Origin of the sequence: Streptomyces sp. NBC_01006 (assembly GCF_045162725.1) — a bacterium.
Taxonomy (GTDB): domain Bacteria; phylum Actinomycetota; class Actinomycetes; order Streptomycetales; family Streptomycetaceae; genus Streptomyces.
Genome location: NZ_CP108700.1, coordinates 7117631 through 7143814, shown reverse-complemented (window position 1 = coordinate 7143814; position 26184 = coordinate 7117631). Strand labels below are relative to the sequence as shown.

Genomic DNA, 26184 nt, shown 5'->3' with positions numbered 1-26184 from the left:
TCCCGCCCGGGCCCCACCCCGCGCCCCCGAAAGCGGCCCCACCTTGTCTGACCTCGCCCTCCCCCTCACGATCAAGTTCCCCCACCGCTCCAAGCGCGGCATCCTGCTCGGCCTGTCCCTGCCCCAGCTCGCCCTCGTCTCCTCCGCCCTCGCCCTGCTCCTGGTGACCGTCGTGTCCACCGGACTGGTCGGCGCCCTCGCCCTCACCCCCCTCTGGGCAGCGGTCGGCGCCCTCGTCGCCATCCGTCGCAACGGGCGCTCGCTGATCGACTGGACGCCGATCGTCCTGCGCTACGCACAGCGCCGCCGCACCGGCCAGACCCTGTGGCTGGCCCGCGCGGTGTCCCGGCCCCGCACCGACGGCATGCTCCACCTGCCCGGCACCGTTGCCTCGCTGCGCGTCGTCACGCCTTCCGGATCGCAGGCGTCCGCCGTCCACGACCCGCAGGCCCAGACGCTGACCGCCGTCGCCCGCGTCTCCAGCAGAGCCTTCGCCCTCCTCGACCCCGCCACCCAGAACGGCAACGTCACCACGTGGGGCCGGGCGCTGGCTGGTATCGCCCGCAGCGGGCACATCGCCACCATCCAGGTCCTGGAGCGCACCGTCCCCGACTCCGGCGACACCCTTACCCGCCACTGGACCACCCACGGCAACCCGCAGGCCCAGGTCGCCGGGCACGTGTACTCCGAACTCGTCGCCTCCGCAGGTCCCGCCGCCGCTCCGCACGAGACGTACATCGCCGTCTCCCTGGACCTGAAGGCCGCCAAGCGGTTGATCAGCCAGGCCGGCGGCGGACTGCCCGGCGCCTTCACCGTGCTCGGGCAGACCACCACCTCCGTCGCCCAGGCCGCCCGAAACGCGGGCCTGATGGTCACCGGCTGGCTCACCGCCCGGGAAATCGCCGCCGTCGTCCGCACCGCGTATGACCCCAAGGCTCTTGCCGGCCTGCAGCAGTGGTCCGAGCACGGCAGGGCCGAAGCCGACCCGGCCGCCGCCGGTCCCGTCGTCCAGGTCGAGGAGTACGACCGGGTCATCACCGACTCCGCCCGCCACGCCACCTACTGGGTGGAGAACTGGCCGCGCACCGAAACCGGCGCCGGATTCCTGCACGGCCTGATGTTCACCGCCGGCGTGCGCCGCTCCTTCTCCCTTATATACGTGCCCCAGGGACTCGAGTCCGCGCTGCGCGACGTCCAGCGCACCAAAGCCACGATCATCGCCGACGCCGCCGAACGCCAGCGCCGCGGCCAGGTCGACTCCGAGGCCGACTCCGTCGAGTACGGCGACGTCAAGGAACGCGAACGCCAGCTGATCGCCGGACACGCCGACGTCGCCCTCACCGGCCTGCTGACCGTCTCCGCCGAGACCGACTCCGCACTCGACGCAGCATGCGCGCAGATCGAAACCGCCGCAGTCAGCGCCCAGGTCGACCTGCGCCGCCTGACCTACCAGCAGCCCGACGCATTCACCCTCGCCGCCCTCCCCCTGGCCCGCACCGCCCTGTAGCCGAAACCCCGCCGCACACCCCGCGGCAGCAAGGACCCACCGACTTGACCCACGCCCACACCCCGGTCGGCGACGCGCACCCCTACCTGCGGGCAGCGACCGCCGGCATCCGGCACCACGCCCGCCAGGCTGCGCGGACCAGCGGCCCCGCCGACCGCGTACACCTGGACGTCCTGCACAGCCACTTGACCGGCCTCCATCTCCTGATGGACCGGCTCGCGGACACCACCCGGCCCCAGCATCCGGCCGCCGGACGCCACATGGCCTCCGCCCACCTGCGGCTGTGGCAGGCCGCGACCAGCGTCCACGACGCCTTCCACACCCTCCCGGCCGCAGAGCACACCGGATCCGACCAGGTCTGCCGCCCCGACGGACTGCCCGAGGGACCTCCGGTCCTCACGATCTGCCAGCGGCAGCTCGCCTCCGGCCACGCCATCCGCCGCAAGACCACCCCCGCCGACCACGGCCCCCGCCCGGCGCGCACCGCCTGAGGGCAGCCCCCGCAGAAACGATCCGCCCCCATGTCCCAGCACCGCCCCGGCCGCCGCGCCCGCCGCGCCTCCGCCAGTCCCCTGTTCACTCCCCACGGCACCGACCGCAACACCCGCAAGGCCGCCCGCCGCCAGCTCGCCGAAGCCCAGGCCAAGGCCCGCGCCGAAGCCACCTCCCCCTCCGGCGAACACGAGCCCGCCGAGGAGGAGATGCCGCTCCCCCTCTATCCCGCAGCAGGGCGACCAGGCGCCTCCTCCGCACGCGGCAGCCGCCTTCGCCTGCCCGCCCACCGCATGACCACCGCAGTCGCCGCCGGCGCCTATCCGTTCCTCGCCGAAGGCGGTCTCGGAGCAGACGGCATCTACATCGGCCGCGACGTCCACGCCGAAGCTGCCTTCACCTTCGATCCGTTCACCCTGTACGGCAAGGTCGAAGGCTTCACCAACCCCAACGTGTTGCTCGCCGGCGTAATCGGCCAGGGCAAGAGCGCCCTCGCGAAAAGCTTCGCCCTGCGGTCGGTGGCCTTCGGGTACCGCGTGTACGTCCCCTGCGACCCCAAGGGCGAATGGACGCCCGTCGCAGAAGCCCTCGGCGGCACCTCGATCGCCCTCGGCCCCGGCCTGCCCGGCCGCCTGAACCCCCTGGATGCCGCTCCCCGGCCTCCGTCCGTAGCGGAGGCCGACTGGGCGGGCGAAGTCCGCAAGCGGCGCCTGCTGCTTCTCGGCTCTCTGGCCCGCACCGTGCTCGGCCGGGAACTGATGCCGATGGAACACACGGCCCTCGATATCGCTCTCGACGGCGTCGTGAGCGCCGCCGCCGCAGCAGGCCGCACGCCGCTGCTCGGCGACATCGCCCACACCCTCGCCCAGCCCGCCCTCCTCGACCAGGCCGCCGGCACCGTCTCCGGCCACCTCGGGGACGCGGCCCGCGACCTCTCCCACGCCATGCGCCGCCTCGTCCACGGCGACCTCGCCGGCATGTTCGACGCCCCCTCCACCGTCGCCTTCGACCCCGCCAGCCCGATGCTGTCCATCGACCTGTCCCGCCTCGGCGGATCCGGCGACGACACCGCTCTCGTCCTCGCCATGACCTGCGCCTCCGCCTGGATGGAGTCCGCCCTCACCGACCCGCGCGGCGGTCGGCGGTGGATCGTCTACGACGAAGCCTGGCGCCTCATGCGCCACCCGGCCCTCCTCCAGCGCATGCAGTCCCAGTGGAAGCTCTCCCGTGGTCTCGGCATCGCCAACCTCATGGTCATCCACCGGCTGTCTGACCTGCTGACCGCCGGCGATGCCGGATCCCAGGGCCGGGCCCTGGCCGAGGGCCTCCTCGCGGACTGCTCCACCCGCATCGTCTACCGCCAGGAAACCGACCAAGTCCACGCAGCCGCCGCCCTGCTCGGCCTGACCTCTGTCGAGACCGAGGCGATCTCCCACCTCAACCGCGGACGAGGCCTCTGGAAGGTCGCTGGCCGGTCCTTCATCGTCCAGCACCTGCTCCACCCCGCCGAACAAGCCCTGTTCGATACCGATTCCCGTATGCATTGAAAGGCAGTGAACAGCCTATTCCCGACATCACCAGCCCTGACTACTTCTTCCAGCTCGCGCGAAGTCTGGACCGGGTCTTCGACGACGTTCCGCAGGCCGAGCACCTGCGTCGAGGCGACGACATCACCCCGGACATCCACACCGTGGTGCGCGACTCCGCTCGGCACCGCCCTCGCCCACCTCAGCCAGGTGGTAGACCGTCTCGGCTTCCTCCACGAGAACATCCGGCACTCCTCCACCGGGCGCACCCCTCCGCCGAGCGATGTGCGGCTCGTCATCCAGGAGCATCTCGACCAGGCCAGTAGTGCCCTGCGCCCTGTCGCACAGCAACTGCGCGGCAAGGCCACGGAACTCACTCGTGTGTTTCCCGCCCGCACAGCCGCGATGCTGGCCCGAACATCACCTGTCGCGGTACCCCCTGCCGTCACGCCCGCAGCATCTGGTCGGATCCGATGACCTCGCAGCAGGAGCCGATGGCGGGCTGTGCGTCAAACCGCCCGCTGGCACCCCTGCCGGATCACCGCAACGTCCTCGACCCCAGCTGGCAGCGGGCGTGGGCCCGGTTCGCCCACGTAACCACCCCGCTGCGCGAGCGCGGTCTGATCTGCGATGTCCAGTACGGGCTGGACGACTGGCTCGTCTACGCCTGGCCGCCCGGACACGACTCCGTCGTCCTCATCGGAGCGCGCGGCGGATGGCTGGCCACGCACGAGGCTCCCGCCGAGGACAGGACCTCGATGACGGTCCTCTACGACTCCACCGCATCGACAGGGTCCCGCGATCTTCACGATGTCGGCCCGCTGCTCGCCGTCATCGACACGCTTCTCACACGGCTTCCCCGCGACCCGTCGACCCCACACTCCGCCGGCGCGCCCGTGACCGGGGTCCCCGCCCCTCCGCCGGCCGTACGCGCCACCCGCAACCGCTGATTCCGCCCCCGCAGCCCAGTCCTTCAGGAAGGTTCCCCGTGTACCACCCCGTCAGCATCCGCATAGGACTCCATGTCGCCGGGCCGATGTCCCTCCCCCTCTCCGACCCGGTGCAACGCCTCTTGTGGTCAAGGGGGTTCACCTACTGCTCGCGGCTGGACGCATACACCGCGTCGGCCTCCCTGCCTGCTGAACAGCAGGAGCACCTCGTGCTCCAGGCCGTGCACGCGCTGCAGCCGCTCGGCCTGCCCGTCGCCCACCTCCACCACCAGGCGCCCTCGGTATGAGCCAAGGAAATCCCCTGCTCCCCTTCGAGCGGGAGACGCTGAGGCGTTCGACGGCCGTCAGCGCCGCCCTGGAGATGTTCACCGCCGAGGTGGCACCGCGTCTGGGCCTGGCGTGGAGCCACAGAGTCCTGCCCACGCCGTATCGGTGGAGCCACGCCGACGACCGGCTCTGGGAGATGGAGGAGGGTGTCCTCTGGCGGGCGCTGCACCAGGACGGTGACCATCAGCGTGCGCAGGCCTTCCTCACCCATGCCCACGGCCTGCAGCTCTGCGTCGTCCAGCGGCCCCATCGGCCCAGCGAGTTCCTGGTCGGGGCGCTGCTGCCGGCGGGGGTGTTCGAGTACGACACGACCCCGCACCCGCAAGCCGTCTCGGTTTCCGGTGACCCTGTCCGCGCTGCCGCCGCGGTACGGCGGCGTCTCCTTCCGTACTACCGGCTGGCGTCCACGCGCGTGGCCAGCGGAACCAGGTTCAAACAGGCGCAACGGATTGTCATCGGCCGGTCCGCCGATGGGCGGCCGATCGCCGACGTGCTCATGCCCCGCGCCGTGATGGCCCTGCTCCACGAGGACGGCCGCTGGCACCTGGACCCCGGCACCGGCCTGTGCGTGACGGCAACCAAGTCACAGTTCGCTCCCGAAGTCCTCGTCCAGGACGCCGCCGACCGGCTCCACGACCTCGGCTTCGAGGTCGTCCTCAGCGACCGCCACCCGCTGGAGATGTACTTCCGCTCCCAGCACACCACCAGCCCGGCGCCGGTGACCGGCCTACCGTCCGCGCCACCCGGCAACCTGGGCCGGGCCCGCTGACCAGGAACAGCGACCGGCTACAAGCACCCGCCGCCGGACTGCGACACCCCAACTACACGTATCGCACTTCGTAGGAGACTCCCCCTGGCAACCCGTTCCTTCATCGCCCACCCCACCGAGGCCGGCGGGTACGAGGGGATCTACGTCCACTGGGACGGATACCCCAGCCACCACCTCCCCCTTCTTCTGACTGCCCACCAGAACAAGTTCGCCGACGATCTCGACGCCATGATCCGGCACCTGATCGATGCAGTGCCCGTCGCCTGGTCCGCACTGGGCACCGACCTGCTCGACGGCGCGCCCGAAGCCCTCGTCAACGAACTCACAGGCGGCAAGCACTACGCGAGCGAGCAGATGAACGACCTGGTCACGCCGGACGGCTCTCCCCCTCGGCGCATGTCCATCCGTGAAGGGGAGACCGGCGGCCTGAACTGGGGCTACGTGCTCCACGAGCACGGCATCGAGGTCATCAGCCTCCGCGAAGAAGCGCGCGGTCCCGTCGTCGGGTGGGCAACCGATCCCCGTACCCGGTTCAGCGATCACCCGGCGCTGTGGCAGCCGACCGGGCCGGTCCCCGGCCGACAGCCTCCGCCCGCGCCAACGCTGACTACCACCGCGGTCGTTCCTTCCCCACCAACCCCGGCCACTACCGCGCACGCCGCGCGCCGCTGATCCGCAAGGAGTCGCCCCCTGCCCGGCCAGTTCGTCGTCGGCACGCACCCCCAGTACGGGTACGTCGCCTCCGCCCAAGGAATCCCCCACCACATCAGCCAGTGGTACCTGACCCGTCTCGGATTCCAGCTGCTGCACGGCCTGCACGGCGTGTACCTGCTGACGACCCCCACCCACGACGGGCCCCGGCGCACCCGCCAGGCCATCGAGAGCCTGCGCCGCAGCGGATACCAGGTCCACGCCGACTACTCCCTCGATCCCGCCAACACCAAGCCGGCGCAGACCACCCCGGTGCGGGACCCGCGCGAGTGGTACCGCACCGAAATCTCGCAGGCCGCCGCCACCGCCTCCCCCCAGTACGCGACCACACAGGCCTGGGGCTCCAGGCCACCCCAGACCTCGCCGGCGGCGCCCGCACCCGCAGCCTCCACCCGCACGAGCCACACCCGCTAGCACGAGAAGGACCCGCCAGCCCCATGACCCGCACCGTCCACGACCAGCCCGGCAGCAGCGAACTGCGCCTCCGGGCCCGCCGGGAGGCCGCCGGTTTCCTGCGCGGGCTCCCGGTCCCCGTCGATCCCGCCGCCCCGCTGCGCGCGTGCACCGAGGCCATGTCCCAGGCCTCGACGCCCGCCGAGGTCCATGCTCTGACCGAGCTGGCGGCAGGAGGCGAGGACGCCGGGCTGATCGCCCTGCGGAACCTGCTGCGCGCCGCCGGCACCCGCTGCCGGGAGCAGGGCCACCCCCAGCTCGCCACCCGCTACGACCGCACGAGCGACCTCCTCGACATCGCCGACCGCACGCTCTTCCAGCTCGGCATCGAACTGCTGACCAGCACCTACGACACCTCGCCGGATCCGTCCGAGCCCTCCCCGGCTCCCTTCTGCCGCGACGAGGGAGGCCCCACCTGACGTCGTCCGAGATCACCCTGTTCACCAGCCGACACCACGGCATCGCCGCCCTCGTCTCCGGCGACAACTACCGCTGGGCCCGAACCGCCCTCCAGCTCGCAGGATTCGAGAAGGACGGCGACGGTAACTACGTCACGCCCCTGACCGACACGGACCGCGCCCGCCGGGCCCTGACCGCTCTCGCAGAGACCGCGCGGGCCTGCCAGGCCACAGTCACCACAACGGACCGGCGCTATATCGGCGACTTCGCCCAAGACCTCAGCGAGCACCTGCCCGGCCGGTGGAGGGTGCAGGTCGAGAACTACTCGATGGCAGTGTGGCAGGAGGACCTCGCCGCCTGCCTGTGGGGCACCGGCCCCCTCCTCCACACCCTGGAGATGTACCGGGTGCCGTCTGCGGCAATCCTGCGGAGCGAGAGCGGAATCGAGCTGGCCGTCGTCCATGCCCCCCGCCACGACCTGTACCACGTCGGCGTGATCGCCCCGAAGGACATGTATCTCGACGAGACGGTCACGCCGCCCACCAGCATCACCGTGCACCCGGCGGCCGTTCCCGCCGCCCGCAGTGTCAGCTCCGCCCTGCTGGCCGACTACCACCGGGCCGTCTTCCAGGTGCAGTTGAACCACCTGGGCGACGATCTGGCCTGGGCGCACGAGGCGTTCGAGCCCGGAACTGTCCAGGACCCTCCCCAGCAGGAACTGGCCGGCGCCTTCGCCCGCTTCGCCGCCATCGCACCGCACATCATCGCCGCCCTGCGCACCAACGACGCCCACCCGTTCAACGCGCACGAGAAAGCGTTCCTGGAACGGATGGACGCCACGTTCGGCCAGCCGGGCCCGGCCAGCGAAGACCCGGGGGCGGCGCGGGAGGTCCCGAGCGTCGATCCGCTCGCGCTGTGGCTGACCGAAGGAGACGGGCTCGTCGAGCTGGCCCGCGCCGCAGGCCGGGCGGCACCCACCCAGAGCGCCCTCAGCGTGGCCCGCGCGACAGCAGCGCCGCGCGCTCTCCCCTCCCCGCCCGTACAGGTCGCCGCCTCCCCCAGCCTCAGATAAGTCACCCGCCTGGAGCCGCCACCTGCCCGCGCCCCGCTCGCCGGCGGTGCGCACCACGCCCGTGGCCGCCGGGCCACCTGCCGCCGCCGCGTCCGCGCACCGCCGATAGCGATCAGCCCGGCCCCACCCACCGCACGCCCTCTGACGGAAAGCCCTGCCCTGTTGACCCTGGCCGATCACCCGACCACCACTCCGACGCCCGCCACATACGGCGCCGTACTGGGCAGCCGTCACGTTGTCCGCCTGCTCGGCGGCACCCTGACCGGGCGCCTGCCCAACGGCATGGTTCCCGTCGGACTCGTCCTATGGATCACCGGTGGCGGGGGGTCGCTCGCCTTCGCCGGACTGCTAGCAGCGCTGTACGGGCTGGCATCCGGGCTGTCCCAGCCGGTCAAGGGCAGGCTGATGGACCGGTACGGCCAGACGCGCGTGTCGGCCCCCGCAGTGCTGCTGAACTCCAGCTGTTTGGCCGCGCTCCCTTGGATCGGGGCAGGCGGGCATCCCGCGGCGGTGACTGCGGTGGTGGGGCTCGCGGGTCTGGTCACACCGCCGCTGGAGGCAGGACTTCGGGCGCTTTGGCCGACTGTCTTGCGCGACCTCGGTCGGCGCCGGGTCGTCCAAGCCCTCGACACCGGATCGCAGGGACTCCTCTACATCGCGGGCCCTCTGCTCGCCTCGTGGTTGGCGACCGCGTACGGGCCCGACACCGCCCTGACCGCGACCGCCGCCCTCGGGCTTGTAGGCACGGTGGTGGTGCTGACCGCCGCCCCGTCGCGGACCTGGCGGCCGGCCGCCGCCGACGGGGCGGCGGGAAGCGGGCGGCTGATGAGCGCCGGCCTGGTCCTTCTGTTCACCGCGTTGGCGGGGACGGGGTTCGCGCTCGGTGCGATGAACGTGTGGGCCGCGGGCATGGCCAGCAAGCACGGGCTGGCCATGCTCTCCGGAGTGCTTCCGGCCGCCTTCTCCACCGGCAGCTTCCTGGGAGGCCTCGTCTACGCCCGCCGTGCGTGGCCCGGCACGACCACCACCCAGCTCATCACCACCAGCGCCCTGTTCCTCCTCGGCTGGGTACCCCTGCTGGTCCAGCCCGGGCCCCGCACCGCCATCGCCCTCACGGTGATCCCGGGGCTGTTCCTCACCCTGATCATCACCAACGGCTTCCACACCGTGGATGCCCTCGCCCCGGCCTCCCGCACCACCGAGGCGTACGCCTGGCTGATCCTGTCCGTCGGCACCGGCCAGGCCGCGGGAACCGCACTCGCCGGAGCCCTCGCAGAGCGCCCCTACGTGCTCGCGGCGCTCCCCGCAGCCGGCGCCTCCACCGCGCTGATCATCCTCACCCTCGCCCGCCGCAAGCTCGGCCCCGGGCGTCGCCCAGGCCGCCACCGGCGTCCCCGACCCCATCAGAAGCACCACGTCAACTCCCCTCTACTCGAAGGAGATACCCGCATGGCCGTACGAACCGAATGGCAGATCGTCCACAGCTGTGGACACGAGATCACGCACGACCTGTCCGACCGTCCCGCGGACAAGCGGGCCGGGTTCGCCCGCTGGCTCGGCGGGCGGGACTGCACCGACTGCTGGAAGGCCGCCCGCGACTCCGACAGCGCCGCGAAGGAAGAGTGGCTCGCCGTGAAGCGCGCCGAGGAGCAGCAGGCTGCGCTCGCCTGGGCGGAGCAGTTCGAGATGCCGCCGCTGGAGGGCCCAGAGCGGGCTCTGGCGTGGGGTGAGCGTTCCCGCTTCCAGCTGGCGACCACCGCGTACACCGCCCTGGTCACCGAGGGCACTTGGGATGAGGCGGACTGGTCCGCGCTGGAGGAGAAGATCCGCACGGTCACCCGAGCCGGGTGGTGGATCGACCAGCGTGACGCCGACGGCACCGACCTTCCCGAGCTGCTGGACGCGGCCACGGCGAACGACCGCGGGACGGAGAACCCGTTCCGGTAGTCGGGGCGGGCGGACATGTATAGCCGACGATCCCCGGTCAGCCAAACCGGGGATTTTCCAGACCATTGAAATACCCCGCCCGCCGCAACCTGCGGTTTCCCGTGGAAGGACCACCCCCGTGCCCGACGCCGCCCGTGCCGCTTTCATACCCGCCGATGCGATCACTCCCAAGCGGGACATCACCCACGAGCACTTCGCCCCCGGCGACCGGATCGTCGTGATCAAGGGTGTGGACGACGGCATCCTGTGGGGCGATGTCATGACGGTGGTCACCCCGTCGTGGCACACCCCGACCGACGAGGACGGGTGGCGCCTGCGGAACCCGGATGGCGGCGCCCGCAGCTTCATCACCGGCCACCCCCGTTACCTCGTCCACCTCTCCAAGCACTGCCCTGACTGCCTGATCTACCAGCGGGCCCTGCAGGACTACCTGGTGCCGAAGTTCTCCGGGCTCAAGCCCGTCGACGTCGGCTGGTACTCGATCACCGAATTGAACCAGCTCCTTCACGTCGCCGACGGCCGGGCTGGCAGCCGGTGATCCCGCGCCGCCCGGACCCGCTGACCGGCCCACCTCTGCAGAAAGCATTCTCTTCTTGGCCCTTGACCACCGTGTCCTGACTATTCGGCGCGATCCGCACTCTGGCGAAGTCCTCGCCCACGGAGGGGACCCAGAAGCCCACAGCGTCCTCCAGCGCACCGGCTTCGTACCCGTCGTCCGCCTCCACGAGACGTACCACCGCCTGCCCACCGGCCTCGACCAGGCTGAGGAATCCCGCCTCGCCACCCGCGCCGTGGCCCGCCTGCAAGCCGTCGGCTACGACCTTGGCGCAGACCCCGCGTTCGCCACCGAGCGACGCGAACCGCACTACCTCACCCTCGGCGCCCAGGTCGCAAAGCTCGCGACCCGGATCCGGGAGGCGGAGGCCACCGAAGAGGTCAGCGACGCCCTGACGGAACTGACCGCCACCCAGGACGGCATCCTCCCGGCCCTCGCCGAAGTCCTTGCCGCCACCGCCGACTTCCTGCACGACCTCGGGCATCCCGCAGACCCGCACACAGCCTCCCGGCTGCACTACCTGGCCGACGAACGGCTCCACGTCATCACCTCCGACCTGCGGCACGTCCGAAACGATCTCGCCGACCGGCAGGCTGCACACCCCCACCGCAGCCCCTGCCCCCAGGAAGTCGCCGGCGACGAACGCGAGAAGTCGGCTTCCTGCCCGTGCCCCGCGCCCGCCCGCGTCCCCACCACTCCCAGCGCACCGGCTGCCGCGCCGCCTGCCCCGGCCGGCCGCCGCCGCTGACCCGCCCCGACCCCCGCCCGAGGAACCCATGCCCGACCACGACCCCGAAGAGCTCGATTCCTTCGCCGCGATCCTCACCCAGCTGCTGCCCGGCGCCTGGACCAGAGAGTTCCGCCAGCACACCGCCCACGACGACCAACACTTCCTCACCTCCGACATCTGGGACATGAACCAGGTCGCCGAAGCCCTCGCCAGCCGCACCCTCGAGCACGACGTCATCCTGACCCGCGACGACGGCCTCCGCCTGTTCCTCATGGACCACCCCCGGCACGACGAGGAGTTCCTCGTCGCCTCCATGGCCCCCGCCAACACCCATACCGAAGCCTTCCGTGGCGTCCGAGAGCCGGACGGCATCGCAATATCCGCCGACCCCGAGCAGGCCACCGAAGCCATCACCACCAGCCTCCTGCCCCGCTATGAGAGCGCCCTCGCCCAGGTCCAGGACAACGCCGCCCGTATCAACCGCCGCCCTGCCGGCGCAGACACTCTGGTGCTGACCTGGACGGACACCGGAGACCTCAGCGCCACCACCGAGGAGCGGGACGTGGCCGAGGTCCTCGTCGGCAACGGATTCGTCCACGACCCCGAGAGCACGTCGTACGTCCTCTCCGGCGACGACACCGCCCAGCAGGTCCAGTCCGTACGAGCGGCCGGAACCCGGCTGGCCGCGATCGGCATTGGCGTCGTCCTGCGCCACGCACCGCACCGGGCCTCACCAGGCACCATGCCAGTCGGCGCCACCCCGCAGGCCTCAGCCCGCACGGTCCGCTCGCGGTGAGTGCTCGCGGCGACCTCGCCGCCTTCGCCGAAGCTCTCGCCGCCCGCCTGCCCGGTACCTGGACCAGCACCTACACCCGTCACGCCGCCTACCACGACCAGATCGGCACCACATCGACGGTGTGGGATGCCGGAGCCGTCGGCTACGCCGCCTCCAACTTCGTCCTCGGCCACCAGGCCGTCCTTGGCCGCTCCGACGGAGCCCGCCTGCTGCTCTTCGACCGCCCCCGGTACCCCGCCCAGTTCATGATCGGCGCCCTGGAACCGGACACCCCCCACGATGCCTTCCACGAGGTGGCCGAGCCCAACGGGATCACGATCCCCTCCGACCCGGTACGCGCAGCCGCCCAGGTCACCCGTCGGCTGCTGCCCCGCTACGACCAAGCGCTGCGGCAGGTCCAGCGCAACACGGCCAACCCGCCCCCGCGCCGGGCCGCACCCACCTTGGTTACCGGGATGGTGAGCATGGCCTGGCATCCGGACGGGGCCGTGGGCGCCGTCACCGGAGTACGCGAAGCCACCGCGGTCCTGTACGGCGCCGGGTTCCAGTACCACCCCTATCACCGGCAGTTCCTGCTGCCGGCGTCCTACGGCGATCGCGAACAGATCGCCCGTGTCCAGGCCGTCTCCCAGCGACTGGCCCATATCGGCGTCGGGGTCACCATGCGTCCCGCCCGACCGGTCCCGGCTCCCATAGCGCTGCCCGCGCGCCCGCCAGTTCCGGCCGTCGCATCTCCGACCCGCTGATCCACCCACCACCCATCGCGAGGAGTTGCCCGTGGGAAATCTGGCCGATGAATCCGGCACCGACGTCGAGATCTACCGCCGCGCCCTCACCCCCGACACCATCCACGTCGTCACCCGCAGCGACGCCCCCGAAGAGCTCCTGGACCTACTCGACAGCCTCGGCCTGGAACGCAAGACGGAAGAGACCGCCGGCCCCGTCTACGTCTGGCACCAGACCCCGGAGGGTTTGAGCGAGAAGGCCCAAAAGCAGCTGGTCACCCGCTCGATGCTTCCACTGCTCATCGCCGACTACAAGGTCAACTACGACCAGGACGTGTACGACGTGACCGCATGGGCGCAGGCGATGGCCGAGCACCGCGCCCGGCAGGCCAAGACCAAGGGTGCCGAGCCTCCAGCTGCGGCTCCGCCGGGGCCGACCGGATCCCCGTCGCGGTCTCGCTGACCCTTTCCTCCACCACGCCGTCCCCGGCCCATCTCCGGGCCGGGGGACGGCCGCCAACCGACCCGGAGCACCACAATCCCGCAGACCCCCCACAGCCCGCCGCCGATCTCTCCCGCCCGACGCCCGCGCCTGGCCGTCTTCCTCCTGCGCCGCTACCTCCGCGCTGTAACCGCTGGCTCAGCCGACCGGCACCACCCGCTCGCCACCGGCCCGTTCGGGTCCCTGGACGAGTCCCGGCGCAGAGCCACCGGCCCCGACCGCCGCGGAGGAGCATGACCGTCTACGACCCCGAAGCACTGACCCGTCACATCGCGCAGCAGATCACGCTGCTCAACGAGCACCTGACCATAGCTCCGCCCCGGCAAGCCGCCCGAATACTGGGCCAGGTCCTCGATCCCGAAGAGGGGGTCCTCGGTCGGCTGACCACCTTGATGGCCACCGGATCCCGCTTCGCCCAGGACCGGGCGACCGCCGGAGTCCTGCCGCCCGAAGTGTGGCTCGCCCTCGGCCGCGCCGCGAACGAGCTGAACAACATCGGCCTCGACCTCGACGACCACGCAGAGGACCTCCACCGGCTCTCCCAGGCCCCGGCAGTCGCCCCGATTCCCCCAGTGGCCTCGGCTCTCGTCGCACGGAGGCACCGATGAAGAAGACCTGGACAGGCTGGGGCCCGAACGCCGACCAGCCCCAGCAGCACTACCTCGTCGAGCCCCGGCACCTGGCCGGCGGAGGCGACCTGCGCTACGTCGCCGAGTACCTGCGCGCCTCCGGGTGGAAGGACCTCTCCCGCTCCGGCGGCCCGATGGTCTTCGACAGTCCCGACAGGACGGTCCGCGTCGGCTACGACCCGGCGGCCATGCCCGGCGGTTGGAGCGTCTCAGGGCAGGCCGTCGGCCAGCAGCCCGCCTGGCACGCCACGTTCACCACGGCCGTACCGATCGAGGTCGTCGCGGGGTTCACCGACACGCTCACCAAGCCACGCTCCGCCCACGCACCCAACGTGTGGGCGCCGCTGCAGGAACACGGCTGGGAGACCACACGGGTGCAGGAGCACTTCACCGCTGTCGCCCCGGACGGCAACGCCTGGCTGCAGTACCACCAGGACTCCCCTGACCAGGCGCACTGGTGGGCCGGCGCGCGCACCGAGCACGGCAGAAGCTGGGACGCCGTCTTCACCCCCACCACGCCGATGCACCTCATCCAGGGATTCTCGGCCGCGCTCGCCGACCCGACCCCGGTGATGCGCCCGCGCGGCCACGTACCCGCCACGAAGTGGATCCGCACCACGTCCGTTTCCGTACTCCCCTCCGAGCTCGGGCGCTGGCAGCAGGCCCGAATCACCGCCGCCCGCGCCGCCACCTGGGCCCGCAACTCCTGGACCGCGGCCCGCCCCCGCCAGCACACCCCGACCGCCGGCCCCTACACAGCCGCCGGCGGAAGCAAAGCCCGCCGCTGACCCGCCCCGCCCACACCACGAAGACCGAGGTACCACTTGACCACCCCCGTCACCGCCCCCACCCCGGACCAGATCGAACAGGCCACCGACACCCTCGCCCAGCTCGTGGACTACCTGCGGACCGAGCCGCCCACCGCCGACGTCCTGCCGCTGCTGGCACCCCTCCTCGACGAGGACGACGGCGTCCCGATGCTGCTGTCCGACGCCCTGCGCGCCGCCGCCCGAGCCATCGCCACCAACACCCAGCCGCACAGCAGTGACATCAACTCGGTCGTGACCACCCTGCGGGAGGCGGCCACCGAGATCATGCAGTGGCACACCCTGCACTGGGAGGTCCGTGACTTGCGCCGCGCCACCGTCTCCGCCTCAGAGGCATCCTGAACCCCCGTCCCTTCATCTCCACCCGCGCCGACGAGCCGCACAGCAAGATCTGGTTCGAGACCAGCCCCCGTCACCTCGCCGGCCGCGGCGACCCCCGCCACATCACCCAGGCACTGCGGGCAGCCGGCTGGTCCAACCACTCCGACCCGGACTACCCGCACGTGATCCTCGCCAGCCCCGACCAGCGCTACGCGCTGGCCTTGGAGCCCGAGAACGAGTCGTACTCCAAGTGGTGGCGGATCAGCTGCACCGGCGACGACGAGAACTGGTACGCCCAGTTCGGCGGCAACACCCCCGTGGAGATCCTCGCCGGATTCACCGACGCCCTCCTCAGCCCGGCACCCGACACGACCCCCGACGTGTGGCCCATCCTCACCGCACGCGGCTGGACCCACGTACGGGACGAGCGCGGCGATGAGATCGCCGAACACCCGGACGGCATCATGCAACTACGCCGACGGAACCCGGCGAACGGCTGGAACGCGAACTGGACCGCCGCCGCGCTCCTCCCCACCGGCCTGGGCGGGCAGGAAACGGTGTGGGAGGCCTATCTGGGCAACGCTCCCCATCTCGTCGCCGCGTTCGCGACCGCGCTGGTCGACCCCGCTCCCGTCGCACGGGCCGAGTTCGATGTCCCGCACAGCAGCCTCGTCACCCAAGAAGCCCACGGCCGCCAGGGGGACGAGCTCGCGAAGGAACACGCCGCGCGCCTGGCCCGCGCCCGGGCCACCGCCGTCCGCCAACGACGCACCGCCCTCGCAACCCAGCCCGTCACCAGCACGACCCCGGCGGCGCCCGTCACCGCCGGGCGGCGCCGCTGACCCGCGCCCGACCCAAACGGTCCCTCAAGGAGCCGCCCCCCTGTCCATCCCCGACCGGCATCTGGCCCAGTTCGCCGAAGACCACGATCACCTCGGCTCCGCGGTGAGCCCCCGTCACCTCGCAGGTCCCGGCGACCCGCGCCACGTTACCCACGCTCTTCGGGCCGCCGGCTGGCACACGGCGTCCGACCCGCTCCACCCGACGGTCGCCCTCCACAACCCCGACTACTCCCTCCAGCTCACCCTCGCCCCAAAGCCAGGGCGTCCGTACCGGCCCTGGTGGCGCATCCGCAGCCCGCACGGCCCCGCCCACTGGTCGGCCGAGTTCAGCGGCACCACCCCCGTGGAGATCATCGCCGGCCTCACGGACGCCCTCGTCCAGCCGCCCCCGGAACACCTGCGCGGCCCCATGGAGCTGCTCACCTCCCACGGCTGGAGCTACCACCGACAGTCGGGCGGCTCCGAATCGGCGACGTCGCCGGACAAGGCCGTGTCGATGGAGTGGCAGATCTCCCCCGTCGCGGGAACGCTCGGCTGGGCGATCGAGGCGGTCGACCGGCACAACCTGGACCGACCGGGATTCCTCTGGCGCGCGAGCCTGGACGACAACACGCCTTCCCACCTGGTCACCGCATTCGCTACCGCCCTGGCCTACCCGGAACCGGTCCTGCGCGGGCGCTTCGAGATCCCCTACGGCCTCCCCCTCAAGCAAGAACAGGAGGAGCCCCTCGGCCCGAAGACAGCGGCAGCACACACCGCACGACTGGCCCACGCCCGCCGCCACCGCCCCAAACCAGACCTCAGCACCAGCCCATCGGTTCCGCCCGCTCCCCCGCGTACCACCTCTCCGGCCAGGCCCACCCGATAGTGCCGGCCACGAACACCTCCACCCCAAGGCCCCTGTGACGACACCCGCTCCCCACGCCACACACGAACTGCGCCTGCGACAGCTCGCCCTGTACCTGAACGAGGCCGAACGCATCCTTGCCGCCTGGGACGCCTATTCCGACGAGCACACCGACCTCGACGGATGGCCCCACGACGAGACCGCCTACGGCCTTCGGCAGTCCCAGCGGGACGCCGAAACCTGGCGGACCTTCAACCGGGTCCGCTACGGCGCCAAGGGACTGCTGGCCACCGCCGAGGTCCAGCTTCAGAAGCTGCCGGGCCGCAGCATCCAGCCCCGCTGGGCCTGGCAGATCGCCACCCTGCACACCGCCCTGGACCACATCACCACCCTGCAGGGCGAGTGGCTCGACGTGCGCGACACTCTGCCGCCGTCCGCGCGGCCCGGGGTCGAGGAGTACGACGAGCCGCTCGCCGAGCGGAACGCCGAAGCCTGGCACTACCTGGACGAATGGGCCCTGCACGGCCGGGCCGTCCTCGACATCCATACAACGGTGAAGCAACGCCGGCCCGGCCTGACGACCCTCGCACCCACGCCCGCTCCGGCACTCCCCGGCCAGGCAGCCACAGCCCCTGCCCGCCGGTAGCCACCCTCCCCCGCTGAGCCGACGGCTCCCGCCTGCCCCCTGGAACCGCCCTCTTGCCCTCCCCTTCCCCGAACTCGAACTCCGACGGCTACGACATAGCCTTCAAGGCCCTCCTCGGCGCCATCGCCGTTGCCCTTCCCCTGTCCACCCTCGCCTGGCTCGGCGGGAACGCGATCGCCTGGGCCACCAACAGCGGCCCCTGGGCCCCCTACCAGCCGGCCGACGCCCTCCTCCACCCCGACCGCCTGTGGCCGGGTGCCGACGAAACCGCGCTGCTCATCGGCACCCGGATCCTGCCCGCCGTGCTCCTGCTGGCCCTCACCCTGTCCGGCTACCTGTGGTGGTCCCGGCACCAGGGAGCCCGCGGAAAGAAGAAGCGTATCGCCGGGATGGCCAAGCAGAAGGACATCGAGCCGCTGCTCGCCAAGGCCATCACCGCCAAGGCCCGCTCCCTGCGGCCCAGCCTGAAGGACGCGAAGACGATCGAGGCCAAGGACACCGGTGTCCTCCTCGGCAACCTGCAGGGCAGCCGCCACGAAGTCCGCATGGGATACGAGGATGTCGCTGTCGCGATCATGGCTCCCCGATCCGGCAAGACGACCTGCCTGGCCATCCCTGCGATCCTCGCCGCCCCCGGTCCGGTGCTGCTCACCTCCAACAAGGCCGCGGGCGACGCCTTCACGGCCACGATCGACGCGCGTTCCGCCGTCGGCCGGACATGGAGCATGGATCCGCAGCAGATCGCCCACTCGGCCCGCGAAATGTGGTGGAACCCCCTCGCTTCCGCCAAGTCCCTAGACGGAGCAGGGCGGTTGGCCAGCCACTTCCTCGCCGCGAGCGTGGACGCCTCCCAGCAGGGCGACTTCTGGTCCAAGGCCGGCAGTAACATCCTCAGTCAGCTGTTCCTGGCCGCCGCCCTCGACGAGCGGCCCATCACGGACGTCATGCAGTGGCTGGCCTTCCCCGCCGATCGCAGGCCCCTCGACATCCTCCGCGATCACGGATACTCGGCCGTCGCCGCCCAGCTCAAGGGAACCGTGGAAGGACCTCCCGAAACGAGGGACGGAATCTACGAGACCGCGAGGCAGTACGCGTCGGCCCTCTTGAACAGCGAGATCGCCGCGTGGGTCACCCCCCAGAAGGACATCCCCGAGTTCAAGCCCGCCGACTTCGTCACCAGCAAGGACACCCTGTACCTCCTGTCGAAGGACGGCGGCGGCGGAGCCAGTGCGCTGATCGCGGCGTGCGCGGACTCCGTGATGCGGGCCGCGACCGCCCAGGCCGAACGCACCGGCGGGCGCCTGGACCCGCCGATGCTCGCGATCCTCGACGAGGCCGCCAACGTGTGCAAGATCAGCGACCTCCCCGACCTCTACTCCCACCTCGGCTCCCGCGGGATCATCCCGATCACCATCCTGCAGTCCTACAGACAGGGCCAGAAAGTCTGGGGGGACGCGGGCATGGACGCCATGTGGAGCGCGAGCACCGTGAAGGTGATCGGTTCCGGCATCGACGACCCCGACTTCGCCGACAAGCTGTCCCGGCTGATCGGCGACCACGACGTCGAGACGAAGTCCACCTCCGTCTCCGACTCCGGCAAGTCGACCAGCATCAGCATGCGACAGGAACGGATCCTGCCCGCCGATGCGATCCGCGCCCTCCCCAAGGGCACCGCGCTCTGCTTCGCCACCGGCATGCGCGCCGCCATGCTCGACCTGAGGCCCTGGTACATGGAGCCCGGAGCCGAAGAGCTGTCCGCGGCCTCTGCCTCCGCGTCAGGGGCGATCACCGCCCGCGCGGTGGCCAAGCACGCACCACGCCAGTCCGACTTCGGCACCGCCGCCTAACGTTCAGCCTCGGCCGCTCCGTCGCGAGCCGACCCCTGTCTCGGAGATCGATGACTTTCCCTGTCACCCATGCCCACACCATCGCAACGTCCAGGCCGTTGGCCGTGGCGCTCCCGGACGGCGCCAGAGTGTCGGCGCACATCGACGGTCCGGACGAAGGATCCGCGACCGTGGTCCTCGTCCACGGTCTCTCCGTCACCTCAGCGCTCTGGCGGCGCCATGTGCCGCTGCTGGCCCGGCAGAACCTGCGTGTCGTGCGCTACGACCAGCGCGGTCACGGCCACTCCACCCGCGGCAGCGCCCCGCTGACCCTGAACCAGCTCGCCGACGATCTCGCACACCTTCTCGACGCCGCCGCACCACACGGGCCCATCGCGCTGGCCGGGCACTCCATGGGAGCCATGACACTCATGCGGCTGGCTGCCCGCCATCCCCACCTCGCACCACGGATCACAAGCCTCGTCCTGATCTCCCCGCCACACGCCGGGCTGAGCACCCGTACCGGAACCGGCGCCGGACACGCGCTTGTCACCAGCAGCCGTAATCTCCTGGCGCATGCATGCGCTAGGGCCCCCCGGCTACTGGACGCGCTCCGGCGACTGCTTCCCGCCACCAGCCGCTGGGCACTTTGCCCGCCAGCACCCGTGGACGTGCCGGCCCAGCCTCTCCCCTGCCGGCATGGGCTTCACACCCTGCCGACAGCCGATATCGCCACCCTGTGGCACGACCTCACCGAACAGCACCACGACCTCGACCCCCTGCGGGCGCTGGGACAGCGCGTCCGGATCCTGGCCGGCGACCGGGACGCCCACATCCCCGCAGACCAGGCCCGCCGCCTCGCACAGCGCCTGCCCGAGGCGGAGCTCCAGGTTTTGCCGGAAGCGACCCATGCCCTGCCCCTGCGTCACCCGCTCCTCGTCACCGAGCACATCGCCGTCACCCTGCCGGACCCGCCGCCCCGCAACCCCGGGGGCATGTGACCGCCCGGAGCTCATCACGCCGCCCGGCGACCCCAGTCCTTGAAACGCCGGGCCGCCCACCCGAGGCCCAGTCGTCACACCCGTGGCGAAAGCTGCCCGGACCACCGCCCACCTCACCTCCGGCCGCTAGCCCGGCAACAGGTACCACGCCGTCGCCACCCTCGGGCGGACGCCCGTCCGCACCAGCCGCCCTCAGACCGCGCGTCCTGGCCCCTCCCCCGCTCTGGAGCCCTCGATAGAACGCGACACCCCCACCGTCAACGACATCGCCCGCGCCCTGGCGGACCACATCGCGACCGACGTCCCCGTACGGGATGTGATCGTCAACTTCCGTGTCCGCCCGCAGACCACGTCCAGCTACAAAGACCGCTCTTCGGGAGGACCGCTGACCACGGTCGCCCGGTCGGTCCACGCCGAGCTCTACGGACTGCCCAAGGACCCCGTCGAAGAGCCGCCCACCCTCGCGGCCCTCCTCGACGCAGCCCATACAGCCAACAGCCACTGGCAGCGAGCCGACGTCCTCCACCAACTGGCCGTCCAGCTTCCTCAGCTCGCCGAGATCCTCGACCTCACAGCCACCTGGGCCAGCCGACGCCACGACGTCCCCGCCGACACAGCCCGGTGGCTCGCGGACACCGCCCGCCTCACCCACGCCTCGGCGGCAGGACTCGACCAAGTCAAGCACATCCACAACAACCCCATGCCCCAACCGCGACCGCACCTCAGTCACCCGGCGCCGGCACCCGCCACCACACCACTCCCGCCACGTCTACCGACCGGCGCCGTGATCGCCCCCGCAAAACGCTGACACGGCTGCCGCGCACCACGAATCCCACCACCGACCGCCCTCCACGGAGCACCGCCGTCTTCACCGACCACGCCCACATCACCTTCGCCACCACCGCCGACGGAGGCACCCTCGCCGCCGTCGCCGCCGACCTCCCGCCCGTCCACGGCATCCTCCTGGCCGCCGGATTCACCCCGGACGGCCATCACAACAGCGGCCATTACCGGCTGCCGCGCCCGGCCCGTCCCTCACCGCCCACCTGAACACCGTGGCCCAGGTGTACACGACCCTGCTGCGCTACACCCCCTACATCGCTGACCTGACCAGTCCGCAAGTCCACGAGAAGAGCCAGCCCCCGCCCGATCCGGACGTCCGGATCGACCTGACCACCTCACCGGCCACCGCCACCGCCCGATCTCCGCAGGCTCGAGAAGTCCTCATCCGCTACGGCTGGACCGCCACGGCCGGTCCCGCGGGCGGGACCTACGCCCTGCCCAAGGAGACGAGCGAGAGCGACACCGTCGCGATCACCGTCATGACGAAGCACAACCTGCACGCGGTCGGCGCCGGCCTCACCATCGCCCTCGGCATCCCCGCCACGACGAGCCCGCGCCCAGCAACTGTCGAACCGGTCCCGATCCCCGTACAAGCCCGGGCCACCGGGCCCCACACCCGCTGACATCCTCTGGAGCCCAACTTCGTATGCAGCTCGACGACTTCGATCCGATTGACCATCTATGGGAGCTGCCCGCCACCTTCGGTCAGCTCTACGGCGAAATCATCGACCTCGACTACACCCTCGGTACCGATGCGCAGCTGAAGATCGCCTCCTTGATCCTGAGGACACACAACCTGACGGCCGAAACGCTCAGCCTGCTGACGGAACTTGACCAGGACCGGTTCGCAGAGGTCCTCGGCTGGGCCACCGTCCAGGAGACGGCTTCCAAGCTCGTGGGCTCAACCGCCCAGGCCGGCGCCGAGCTGGCTCTCGCCCTCAGCACCAACCCGTACCGCGACGTCCCGATCCTCCCGTCCCGCCAGGACGTCATGCCGACGGAGGACCGGTACTCCGCGGAGGAGTACGAGATGGCCGGGCACCAGTTGGAGGCAGCGAACCACCTCGAAGACAGTGCCGACACCTGCTACGAACTCATCGGCATCGTCACCCGGGCACTGCAGGAACACGCTGTCGCGACCGTCGCCGGCCGGCCCCTCGCCGAACGGCTGGCCAACGCGTCGGGCACCACCGTCCCGGCACTGGCACCGCCCACGCCCCGGAGCCCGGGGCGCCGGTAACCGACTTCGCTCCCAAGGACCGCGTCCCTGTCTCTCCCGGTACGAGGCCGGCGCCGACAAGCTCACCGACGTCATCGGCCCGCTCGTCCACCTCTTCGGCTGGCAGGCGGAGCAGGACCACAGAGTGACGCCCTACAGCCCCAAGGGCACATCAGCCCCTGCAGCTCGCCTGCTGGACCGCATCGGCACCCTCCGCGCTGGCCAGCGACTGCGCCTGACCGAGGCGGGACACGACTCTCCACCCCTCGGCCACCCCTCCCCGGCCGACGCCGGCCGGGCGCAGAGCGGGAGCCCGGGCACGTCCCGCACCCCGCTGATCCCCGCCAAGCACCTTCCCTTCCCCGCCTCCGGCGCCGTCCCCTCCGGCGCCCGCACCACCCTCTGGAATCCCTCTTGGAAGACCCCCGCCACCGCCTGCTCTCCCTGGGGGCCGGCGTACAGTCCTCGGCCCTTCTGGCGCTCTCCGCCGAAGGGATTCTCCCGAAGGTCGATGCGGCGATTTTCGCCGACACCGGTTGGGAGCCACGCGCCGTGTACGAGCACCTCGACCGGCTGGAGCGCGAGATAGCCAGACCGGCCGGTATCCCCATCGTCCGAGTCTCCTCCGGAAATATCCGCAAGGACGCCCTCGACCCGAATCACCGATTCGCCTCAATGCCGCTCTATATCCTCAACAAGGACGGCAAAAATGGGATGACTCGACGCCAATGCACAGGCGAATATAAGATAAAGCCGATAAAGAAGGCAGTGCGTGAGCTTCTCGGCTATCCATTCCCTCTCCGCGTCCCGAAGGGCGTGTTCGTCGAGCAGTGGGTCGGCATCTCCACCGACGAATTCCATCGGGCCAAGGATGCCGACGTCAAGTACATGCGCAACCGGCACCCCCTTATCGATCTGAATTGGTCGCGCACGGATTGCATCCGGTATCTGACCTCGCTCGGTCTGGCGGACACCCCGAAATCCAGCTGCCTCGGATGTCCATTCCACGGTAACCGGCAGTGGAGGACGATCAGGGACACCTCGCCTTCCGAGTGGGAGGACGTGGTGGCATTCGACGCCGCAATCCGCAAGGGAAACGCGCGCGCCAACGCCACAGGAAACCAGCTCCTCGGGCAGGCATTCCTCCACCGCTCCCGCGTACCCCTGAGCGAAGCGCCGATCGACCACGTCACCGCAGCGGAGTGGGCGGCCATCCAGCAGGAATCCGACGCCGATCTGGAAGAGCTGGAACAGGGAGTGGCCAATGGCTGCTCACCCTGGGCCTGCCGCGGCTCCGGCTCTGAGTCCGAGCCGACGCAGGACGACTTCGGGCTGGCGACGTGAGGCGCTACGTCTTCGACTTGTTCGCGGGTCCGGGAGGCTGGAGCCACGCCCTGGCCGTGCTCGGCGTACGGGACGTAGGCCTGGAGTGGGACAAGTGGGCCTGCAAAACCCGTGTACGCGCAGGCCAGTTGACGATCCGCACCGACGTGGCGGCGTACCCGGTGTGGCCCATGGTCGGCCGGACCGACGGGTTCATAGCGAGTCCACCGTGCCAGGCCTGGTCGATGGCCGGCAAACGGCTCGGCCTGGTGGACCAGCCGCTGGTCCACCAAGCCGTCGCCGACCTCGCCGACGGCCGCGACACCCGGGTAAAGCTACTGGCCGCCTGCAAGGACCCCCGATCCCTGCTGGCCGCGGAGCCGATGCGCTACCTCCATGCCCTGCACTCGGCGGGCGAGCCGGAGTGGATCGCCATGGAGGAGGTCCCGGACGTCCTGCCGCTGTGGCGGCAATACGCCGTGATCCTTCGGGGCTGGGGCTTCTCCGTCTGGACCGGGATCCTCAACGCCGCCGACTACGGCGTACCCCAAACGAGGAAGCGGGCGATCCTGCTCGCCTCCCGAACCCGCACAGCCGAGCCGCCGTTGCCGACCCACGCCCAGGCCGCAGAGCCGGAGTCGTTGTTCGGGCCGGGCCGCGAGAAGTGGGTGTCCATGGCCGAAGCCCTCGGCTGGGGCGCCACAGACCGGCCCGTCCCGACCGTCTGCGCCGGCGGCGGCCCCGGGGGCGGCCCAGAGCCGTTCCCGTCCGGGGCACGCAAGACACTCACCGACGCCCGCGAACGCGGTACCTGGAAGCCGCCCAGCCCACTCCCCGCCTCCCACCGGCCACGCCCTCGCCCTTCCCGCGCGGGCTCCCCGACCTGCACCTGCGGGACCCACCACTGGTCCTGGTCGCTGCGCAGCAACAACCAGGCCAACGCCACCATCCGTTCGGTCCAGGAGCCGGCTGGGACGCTGTTCTTCGGGCACCGGGCCAACGAGTGCATGTGGGTCGCCGAGCCTGCAGGCGCCGCTCCCGACGGGGAAGACCCGGCTCCCGCCCCCATCCGGATCACCGCAGCCGAAGCGGGCGCACTGCAGACCTTCCCCGCGGACTATCCGTGGGCTGGCAACAAGGGGCAGCAGTTCTCCCAGATCGGCAACGCAGTGCCCCCGCTGCTCGCTGCCCACCTCCTGGCTCCGCACCTCGACAAGACCCTTACCCGGTCCGACTTCATCCTGGCGGCCTGATGCCCGACAACCGCCTGCCGGAGCCAGACTTCGGCCTGGACGACATCCCTGCGAACCCGCCCGTCCACCACGCCGAGCAGGCACTCCTCGGCGCGCTTCTCCTCGACCCCTACCGGATCAAGACGATCGGCCCGCTCGGCCCGGAACACTTCGCCTCCGCCGGGCACCGCGCGCTGTTCGCAGCGATGGCCGCGCTCGCCCCGCCGCCCCCGGCCCTCCACGCCAAGAAGCCGGTGTGGATCACCGCCGTCCTCGACCACGCCCGCCCCCACGCCCGCGGACTGACCACTGCCTACCTCCACACCTTGGTCAGCGCGTGCCCCGAACCCGCGCACGCCGCCGCGTACGCACGGATGGTCCGGGCCGACCATGCCCGCCGCACCGTCCTCGTCCACGCCGAACTCCTCATCCAAGCAACCACCGACCCGTCCCTGCCTGACCCCGCCGCCCTGACGCTGCGCCGGGCCGACGCCCTCGCCTCCCTGTTCGACGACCTGGCCGCGTCCATCCCTTCACACCCGGGCTCGCTGCCCCGCACCCAGCCCCCGCCCCCGCAGAGCCGCGCGGCCGACCCCGACGTCGCCAGCGAGGAGCAGCTACTGCTGTCGACAGCCACCGCCCGTCCCGCCGCACTGCCATCGATGCGTTGGCTGCGCCCGGAGGACTTCGCCCTCCCGCTGCACGGCGCCCTGTACCGGTGCCTGACCGCCCTGGCCTTCCGGGGCGAACCTGTGGATGCGGTGACCGTGCTCTGGGAAGCCCAGCAGCACGGTCTCCTCACCCAGGCATTCGCCCCGAAGGACGTACTGGAGCTACTCGCCGCACCGGCCGGGCCCCCGGAGCACTGGGGCGAGCAGATTCTGTTCCGCTCCCTCCTCCACCACGCTCACACTGCCGGTCTCCACATCCGCGCCTACGCGCAGGATCCGGCGAACTCCACGCACCAGGTGATCACCGGCGGTCGCCGCGCGCTCGCCGACCTCACCGCGGTCCGAGTCCGCTGGCAGCACGCCACCAGCCCGCCGCCTACCGGCCCGCCACGCACCCGCCCTACTCCGGCTTCCCGAGCCGGGCCGCCCGCCCCACGCACCACCGCACGCACCGCCTCCGCGCGGTCCTCCCGATAACCCCACCCTTGACCGGGT

Annotated in this window: 30 protein-coding genes; all 30 read left to right on the top strand. The window is 71.2% G+C overall.

Annotation, left to right across the window (positions count from 1 at the left end; genetic code table 11):
- Positions 1–43 precede the first annotated feature (43 nt).
- A complete protein-coding gene (locus OG509_RS32395) occupies positions 44–1507 on the top strand; it encodes an SCO6880 family protein (protein ID WP_406186167.1) in 1464 nt (487 codons plus the stop codon).
- Positions 1508–1551: 44 nt separating this feature from the next.
- Entirely contained in the window at positions 1552–1998 is a 447-nt protein-coding gene (locus tag OG509_RS32390) for a DUF6238 family protein (protein WP_406186166.1), read from the top strand.
- 30 nt (positions 1999–2028) lie between these two features.
- Positions 2029–3546 (top strand): VirB4 family type IV secretion system protein, encoded by a 1518-nt coding sequence (locus tag OG509_RS32385; RefSeq protein WP_406186165.1) that lies wholly within the window; start codon positions 2029–2031, stop codon positions 3544–3546.
- Positions 3547–3998: 452 nt separating this feature from the next.
- Positions 3999–4475: a hypothetical protein gene (locus tag OG509_RS32380; protein WP_406186164.1), complete on the top strand. Its 477-nt coding sequence runs from the start codon at positions 3999–4001 to the stop codon at positions 4473–4475.
- Between the two features lie 38 nt (positions 4476–4513).
- Positions 4514–4762 (top strand): hypothetical protein, encoded by a 249-nt coding sequence (locus OG509_RS32375; RefSeq protein ID WP_406186163.1) that lies wholly within the window; start codon positions 4514–4516, stop codon positions 4760–4762.
- Positions 4759–5571 (top strand): hypothetical protein, encoded by an 813-nt coding sequence (locus OG509_RS32370; RefSeq protein WP_406186162.1) that lies wholly within the window; start codon positions 4759–4761, stop codon positions 5569–5571. The genes OG509_RS32375 and OG509_RS32370 overlap by 4 nt, the downstream gene beginning before the upstream one ends.
- Positions 5572–5799: 228 nt before the next feature.
- On the top strand, positions 5800–6243 hold the full coding sequence (locus OG509_RS32365; protein WP_406186161.1) for a hypothetical protein: 444 nt from the start codon (positions 5800–5802) through the stop codon (positions 6241–6243).
- Between the two features lie 150 nt (positions 6244–6393).
- Complete coding sequence (locus tag OG509_RS32360; RefSeq protein ID WP_406186160.1) at positions 6394–6696, top strand: hypothetical protein; 303 nt, start codon at positions 6394–6396, stop codon at positions 6694–6696.
- Positions 6697–6719: 23 nt separating this feature from the next.
- On the top strand, positions 6720–7154 hold the full coding sequence (locus OG509_RS32355; protein WP_406186159.1) for a hypothetical protein: 435 nt from the start codon (positions 6720–6722) through the stop codon (positions 7152–7154).
- 308 nt (positions 7155–7462) lie between these two features.
- Positions 7463–8206: a hypothetical protein gene (locus OG509_RS32350; RefSeq protein ID WP_406186158.1), complete on the top strand. Its 744-nt coding sequence runs from the start codon at positions 7463–7465 to the stop codon at positions 8204–8206.
- 162 nt (positions 8207–8368) lie between these two features.
- Entirely contained in the window at positions 8369–10153 is a 1785-nt protein-coding gene (locus OG509_RS32345) for an MFS transporter (protein ID WP_406186157.1), read from the top strand.
- Positions 10154–10271: 118 nt separating this feature from the next.
- Entirely contained in the window at positions 10272–10691 is a 420-nt protein-coding gene (locus OG509_RS32340; protein ID WP_406186156.1) for a hypothetical protein, read from the top strand.
- A 55-nt stretch (positions 10692–10746) separates the two neighbouring features.
- Positions 10747–11457, top strand: coding sequence for a hypothetical protein (locus OG509_RS32335; protein ID WP_406186155.1), 711 nt, complete (start codon positions 10747–10749; stop codon positions 11455–11457).
- A 28-nt stretch (positions 11458–11485) separates the two neighbouring features.
- Positions 11486–12235, top strand: coding sequence for a hypothetical protein (locus OG509_RS32330; RefSeq protein WP_406186154.1), 750 nt, complete (start codon positions 11486–11488; stop codon positions 12233–12235).
- Positions 12232–12981: a hypothetical protein gene (locus OG509_RS32325; RefSeq protein ID WP_406186153.1), complete on the top strand. Its 750-nt coding sequence runs from the start codon at positions 12232–12234 to the stop codon at positions 12979–12981. Before OG509_RS32330 ends, OG509_RS32325 begins: the two co-directional genes overlap by 4 nt.
- A gap of 31 nt (positions 12982–13012) precedes the next feature.
- Complete coding sequence (locus OG509_RS32320) at positions 13013–13423, top strand: hypothetical protein (RefSeq protein WP_406186152.1); 411 nt, start codon at positions 13013–13015, stop codon at positions 13421–13423.
- Between the two features lie 272 nt (positions 13424–13695).
- The gene (locus tag OG509_RS32315; protein WP_406186151.1) at positions 13696–14070 is read left to right on the top strand and encodes a hypothetical protein; all 375 of its coding nucleotides are present in this window, start codon (positions 13696–13698) and stop codon (positions 14068–14070) included.
- Positions 14067–14879, top strand: coding sequence for a DUF317 domain-containing protein (locus OG509_RS32310; protein ID WP_406186150.1), 813 nt, complete (start codon positions 14067–14069; stop codon positions 14877–14879). The genes OG509_RS32315 and OG509_RS32310 overlap by 4 nt, the downstream gene beginning before the upstream one ends.
- 36 nt (positions 14880–14915) lie before the next feature.
- Complete coding sequence (locus OG509_RS32305) at positions 14916–15260, top strand: hypothetical protein (RefSeq protein WP_406186149.1); 345 nt, start codon at positions 14916–14918, stop codon at positions 15258–15260.
- Between the two features lie 161 nt (positions 15261–15421).
- Positions 15422–16081 carry a DUF317 domain-containing protein gene (locus OG509_RS32300; RefSeq protein WP_406186148.1) on the top strand — a complete coding sequence of 220 codons (660 nt, stop codon included), beginning with the start codon at positions 15422–15424 and terminating at the stop codon, positions 16079–16081.
- A gap of 103 nt (positions 16082–16184) precedes the next feature.
- Positions 16185–16949, top strand: coding sequence for a DUF317 domain-containing protein (locus OG509_RS32295; protein WP_406186147.1), 765 nt, complete (start codon positions 16185–16187; stop codon positions 16947–16949).
- A 34-nt stretch (positions 16950–16983) separates the two neighbouring features.
- Positions 16984–17574, top strand: coding sequence for a hypothetical protein (locus OG509_RS32290; RefSeq protein WP_406186146.1), 591 nt, complete (start codon positions 16984–16986; stop codon positions 17572–17574).
- A gap of 53 nt (positions 17575–17627) precedes the next feature.
- Positions 17628–19421 (top strand): type IV secretory system conjugative DNA transfer family protein, encoded by a 1794-nt coding sequence (locus OG509_RS32285; RefSeq protein ID WP_406186145.1) that lies wholly within the window; start codon positions 17628–17630, stop codon positions 19419–19421.
- Between the two features lie 104 nt (positions 19422–19525).
- Complete coding sequence (locus OG509_RS32280; protein ID WP_406186144.1) at positions 19526–20401, top strand: alpha/beta fold hydrolase; 876 nt, start codon at positions 19526–19528, stop codon at positions 20399–20401.
- Positions 20402–20717: 316 nt separating this feature from the next.
- Positions 20718–21209, top strand: coding sequence for a hypothetical protein (locus OG509_RS32275; RefSeq protein WP_406186143.1), 492 nt, complete (start codon positions 20718–20720; stop codon positions 21207–21209).
- A 256-nt stretch (positions 21210–21465) separates the two neighbouring features.
- Positions 21466–21867 carry a hypothetical protein gene (locus OG509_RS32270; protein ID WP_406186142.1) on the top strand — a complete coding sequence of 134 codons (402 nt, stop codon included), beginning with the start codon at positions 21466–21468 and terminating at the stop codon, positions 21865–21867.
- Positions 21868–21890: 23 nt separating this feature from the next.
- Positions 21891–22484 (top strand): hypothetical protein, encoded by a 594-nt coding sequence (locus OG509_RS32265; RefSeq protein WP_406186141.1) that lies wholly within the window; start codon positions 21891–21893, stop codon positions 22482–22484.
- 393 nt (positions 22485–22877) lie between these two features.
- Positions 22878–23807 (top strand): hypothetical protein, encoded by a 930-nt coding sequence (locus tag OG509_RS32260; protein ID WP_406186140.1) that lies wholly within the window; start codon positions 22878–22880, stop codon positions 23805–23807.
- Positions 23804–25039 carry a DNA cytosine methyltransferase gene (locus OG509_RS32255; RefSeq protein WP_406186139.1) on the top strand — a complete coding sequence of 412 codons (1236 nt, stop codon included), beginning with the start codon at positions 23804–23806 and terminating at the stop codon, positions 25037–25039. The genes OG509_RS32260 and OG509_RS32255 overlap by 4 nt, the downstream gene beginning before the upstream one ends.
- Positions 25039–26166, top strand: a complete 1128-nt coding sequence (locus tag OG509_RS32250) for a DnaB-like helicase N-terminal domain-containing protein (protein WP_406186138.1) — start codon at positions 25039–25041, stop codon at positions 26164–26166. The genes OG509_RS32255 and OG509_RS32250 overlap by 1 nt, the downstream gene beginning before the upstream one ends.
- The last annotated feature ends 18 nt before the right edge of the window (positions 26167–26184 follow it).